Below are 4,037 nucleotides of genomic sequence, written 5' to 3'. Positions count from 1 at the left end.
CACGACATCCCATCAGCGATCAACTCTCCCGGCCGACCGGCAAGGGGCACGATCTTTCGTCAGGACTCAACGTCCAGGAGCACACAGTGCTCACCTGTCGGCGGCCGCCAACCATCCCAGGAGCCTGCCCGATAGCCGACTCCTAGAACTCATTAGGAGCGCAGGGCTGAGCTGGAAAAACCGCCCAACTAGAGAAGAGCCTCCCACCCGTGGGGCGACAGCTTCGGCAGGCCGTCTGTTGCCCACCCGCCCAGCATTTGGCGCGTCCATGACACCTGACCAGGTCACGTTCATGATGGCCGGGCCGACCACCCACTCCTGCCAGGTGTCTCCCTCCCCGCAAGACGGTTCCCCCCACCCGTGGGGCTCGCGCTTCGGTGAGACGACTGTCGCCCGCCCACCGCTCCTCCTGCACGGGCTCCTGACTTTCTCCAAGCGTCAGAGCGGCGGGAAGTGCGGCGGGTCCGACCGAGTGACGATGGGGGCGGGGAACCCTGAGGTTCTCGGCAACCGGCTCACCACTCGCGTCCCGGGGTGCTGTCCGGCAGGTGGAACCACACGGCGTTGCCCGCCTCGTCGTCGTGGTGAACACCCCAACGGACCGAGAGCAGCTCGACCATCAGCAGGCCGCGTCCGCCGTCGCCGCCCAGCGTCGCCGCCCGGACGAAGGGAAGGCTGTCGGCCGAGCCGTCGTCGATGACCTCGACATGAATCACGCTGTCGCCGTGGTTGTTCGAGAGCGCGACGCACACCGTCACCACCCCGTACTGCCCGCCCCCGGAGTCGGAGTGCACGATCGCGTTGGTGACCAGCTCACTGAGCAGGAGAAGAACGTCGTCGAGGGCGGGGGCGGCGATTTTGCCGGTCAGCAGGTCGCGGGCCCACTGGCGGGCGGTGGGCACCGAGGCCGGAACTCCGGGGAAGTCGGCGTGCCCGAGGGGCAACAGCACGGCCCAGCGAGGTGAGACTGCGCGATGACGCTCGTAGCGGCAGCCGGGCTGCCGAGCCGGAGGCAACAGCGGCCGGGAAGACGAGCACGAAGGCGGAGGTGGGAGGGAGGTCATGCGGCGGCCGCCATGGCGATGATGTCGGCGGCGTTGTCCGCCTCGGCCCACACCCACGAACCCGGCATCCACAGCCTCGCCCACCACGGCCGCCAGATGAACACCCACTCCCGGGCCCGCCGGATCACCACCACCCGGATCTGGGTCCGCCCCATCGAGACGACCTCCAGAATCGGCTGCCCGGTCACCGGCAGCACCAGCATGCTCCCCACCCCGATTCGATGCAGATCCCGCCCCAACCTCACCAGATGATCAAACTGTTCATGCGAGCAGTTTTTTGTCATTCGCCGGATTTCCTTTCCCGACTTGGGAAGCAAGCACCCCGCACGGATCTTCAGCAACATTTACGGACATGCACGGCAAACTCACTGGCGACCCGTAATGGAATCGTTGCCCCAAGCAATGAAAATCGGGTGTGCAAGTCGCCACTCTGTGTGACCATCGTCAGTGTGCTCTTGCGGTTGCCATTTGGCAACTGCCAAAAATCAAGTGCCCAAATTTTCCTTTTAGTGATCCCCAAAAGAGACATTGGCAGCCAAGGAGATAAAACGGATGAACCGAAACGGGAAGAGTCCAACTGTCAGACGGCGTCGACTGGCCGCCGAGCTACGGCGCATCCGCGAGGAGAGAAAGCAGACCATAGATCAGGTTGTGGAGCAGCTGGACTGGCATGCGACCAAGCTCAGTCGCTTCGAAACCGGCCGTCGCGCCATCCAGCCGAGCGACGTACGAGCGCTGCTTGCCGTATACGGGGTCAAGCCAGAAGAACATGAGGCGTTACTTGTCCTGGCGCGCGAGGCTCGGCAACGCGGCTGGTGGCACGCCTACGGGCAGGCCGTGCCCGAATGGTTCGAGGTCTATGTGGGCCTGGAGTCCGAAGCATCGTCTCTTCACATCTACGAATGCGAGTTCGTTCCCGGGCTGCTCCAGACCGAGGACTACATACGGGCGGTACACCGAGCCGCGCAGATCGGGGCTTCGGAGGAGGAGATAGACCAGCGAGTGGCCGTACGAGTCGCACGGCAGAAACTCCTCAGGGGAGACGACCCGCCACAGCTGTGGATGATCGTCAATGAGGCGGTCATCCGGCGCGCAGTCGGCGGTGCCGATGTGATGCGCGACCAGCTCGCGAAGCTGATCGAGGCAGCGGAGCTGCCGAACGTGACACTTCAGGTGCTCCCCTTCGCCGTTGGCGCGCACCCCGCGATGGGTGGAGGGTTCCACATGCTTGGGTTCGGATCTCTTGAGACCGATGTGGTCTACATCGAGTATCCAACAGGGACGATTTATCTGGAGAAGCAGCCAGAAGTGGAGCGATATAAGCTGATATTCGACCACTTGCGCGCCGCAGCCCTGCCCACAGAGGCATCGAAGGCAATCATCGCGCGCATGGCAAGCGAGCTCGCGACGTAGTGATCGAGCAGGCGGAAAGAGGTGCCGGATGTCGGAGAATCACCCCGTAGACCTGTCGCTGGCGGAGTGGCGGAAGAGTTCGCGCAGCAACGGTAACGGAGGCGCGTGCGTAGAGGTGGCTCGCAACCTTCCCGATGTCGTTGCGGTGCGAGACAGCAAGGACCCCCACGGCCCAGTTCTGTCGTTCTCTCCCGATGCCTGGCGGGCCTTCGCCGAAGGCATCAGGGGCGGCGAGTTCGACGATGTGAGCTGAACGTACTACGGCGAGCATCATTTCACCCGTTTCAAAGGGAAGAGTGCAAAAAATCCCTGTGCACCCGCCCTGGCCGCTGCATAGTTTGACCACATGAGTTTCTTCTACGAACCTCCGCCACGTAGGCGAAAAGCGGAAGTGGTGAAAGAGCATCCTCCCTGGCACGGACCGCCGGACGACCTGCTGGGGGCCACCGTGGGGGTCGAGCAGACGGTGTTCCGGAGTGAGACGCTGGTCATCGAGCTCGCCAGTGCCGTCGCCTTTCCCGAGAACGTGAAGTTCCATCTCCGGATGGCGGCCCGTCACGTCGAAGGGGTCAATGACGTGTGGTGGAGAAGGCGTGACCTGATGTTCGGAGGTCTCCACCACTGGGGAAACCCGGATCGGCCCCTTGAGGATGAGACCATCCGCTTCGGCGTCCGCTTCCCCGACGGATCGAAGGGGACGACTCTGGAGGAGAAGCTGGATTTCGACGATTGGCCTCCGCCCCGCCCCACGGGACCGGTTCTGCGACACCGGGGCGGAGGGGGTGGAGGGGGAACCAACAGTTTCATCTCCGGCCACTGGGACCTGTGGCTGTGGCCGCTACCACCGCCTGAGCCGTTCGAGTTCGCGGTCGAGTGGCCCGCCTTCGGGGTACCGCTGACGTTCGTCGAGATCGACGGCACGGAGATCGCCGCCGCCGCCGGGCGGGCGCGGCCGTACTGGCCCTGACCACTCCACGGGACGCAGGCAGTGAGTCGGCCGCCGGGATCTCCCAAATCACCCGCTACCCATTGACAGCGCTCGGCCCGCCGTATTGCTCGCCGTCCCGGCCTCTCGGAGAGAACCGGTCGGATGAGGGGGCTGTGGGAGAGCCGAGCAGGTAGAGATCTGCAGGGGCCGACCGGTTGAGGATGCTGGGACGGAGGCCTCGGCGGGTGGCGAAGCGATGGGCGGGCAACAGCCGTCTCACCGGAGCACGGGCCTCACGGGTGGGGGGAACCGCTTTGTGGGGAGGGAAACGGCTGATGGAGGGTCCGGCCGATATGGGCATGACCTGGTCAGGGGGCGTGAACGCGCCCAAGTATTGGGGGGTGGGCAACAGGTGGCCCACCGAAGCCGGTGCCCCACGGGTGGGAAGGCCCTTCTCTTGTTGGGGTTTTTTCACCTCAGCCCTGCGCTCCTTTCCGCACCGGGGCTTCAGCTGCGGCGATCGACCATGAAGCCGACCCTGAGCGGATTGCTTCAGCCGCCTGGAGGTGAATGGGCGGCCGGAAAGGGAGCGACTACGGCGGGCACACCGTACGAGACCGGCAGTCATGCGT

Annotated in this window: 5 protein-coding genes; 3 read left to right on the top strand and 2 right to left on the bottom strand. The window is 64.7% G+C overall.

Annotated features, from left to right (window positions below; all coding sequences use genetic code 11):
- Positions 1-515 precede the first annotated feature (515 nt).
- Together PKF00_RS43765 and PKF00_RS43760 are read right to left on the bottom strand one after the other, a co-directional pair.
- The gene (locus PKF00_RS43765) at positions 516-950 is read right to left on the bottom strand and encodes an ATP-binding protein (protein WP_271223708.1); all 435 of its coding nucleotides are present in this window, start codon (positions 948-950) and stop codon (positions 516-518) included.
- Between the two features lie 110 nt (positions 951-1,060).
- The gene (locus PKF00_RS43760; RefSeq protein WP_271223707.1) at positions 1,061-1,267 is read right to left on the bottom strand and encodes a hypothetical protein; all 207 of its coding nucleotides are present in this window, start codon (positions 1,265-1,267) and stop codon (positions 1,061-1,063) included.
- Positions 1,268-1,592: 325 nt separating this feature from the next.
- Here PKF00_RS43760 and PKF00_RS43755 point away from each other — a divergent pair, with 325 nt between their 5' ends.
- The 3 genes from PKF00_RS43755 (at position 1,593) to PKF00_RS43745 (ending at position 3,444) form a co-directional block, all read left to right on the top strand.
- The gene (locus PKF00_RS43755; protein WP_271223706.1) at positions 1,593-2,477 is read left to right on the top strand and encodes a helix-turn-helix domain-containing protein; all 885 of its coding nucleotides are present in this window, start codon (positions 1,593-1,595) and stop codon (positions 2,475-2,477) included.
- A gap of 28 nt (positions 2,478-2,505) precedes the next feature.
- Complete coding sequence (locus PKF00_RS43750) at positions 2,506-2,730, top strand: DUF397 domain-containing protein (protein ID WP_271223705.1); 225 nt, start codon at positions 2,506-2,508, stop codon at positions 2,728-2,730.
- A gap of 141 nt (positions 2,731-2,871) precedes the next feature.
- Positions 2,872-3,444 (top strand): hypothetical protein, encoded by a 573-nt coding sequence (locus PKF00_RS43745; protein ID WP_271223704.1) that lies wholly within the window; start codon positions 2,872-2,874, stop codon positions 3,442-3,444.
- Positions 3,445-4,037 lie beyond the last annotated feature (593 nt).

The sequence above is a fragment of the Streptosporangium carneum genome, from assembly GCF_027922005.1.
Taxonomy (GTDB): Bacteria; Actinomycetota; Actinomycetes; order Streptosporangiales; family Streptosporangiaceae; genus Streptosporangium; species Streptosporangium carneum.
This window is presented reverse-complemented; position numbering and strand designations above follow the sequence as displayed.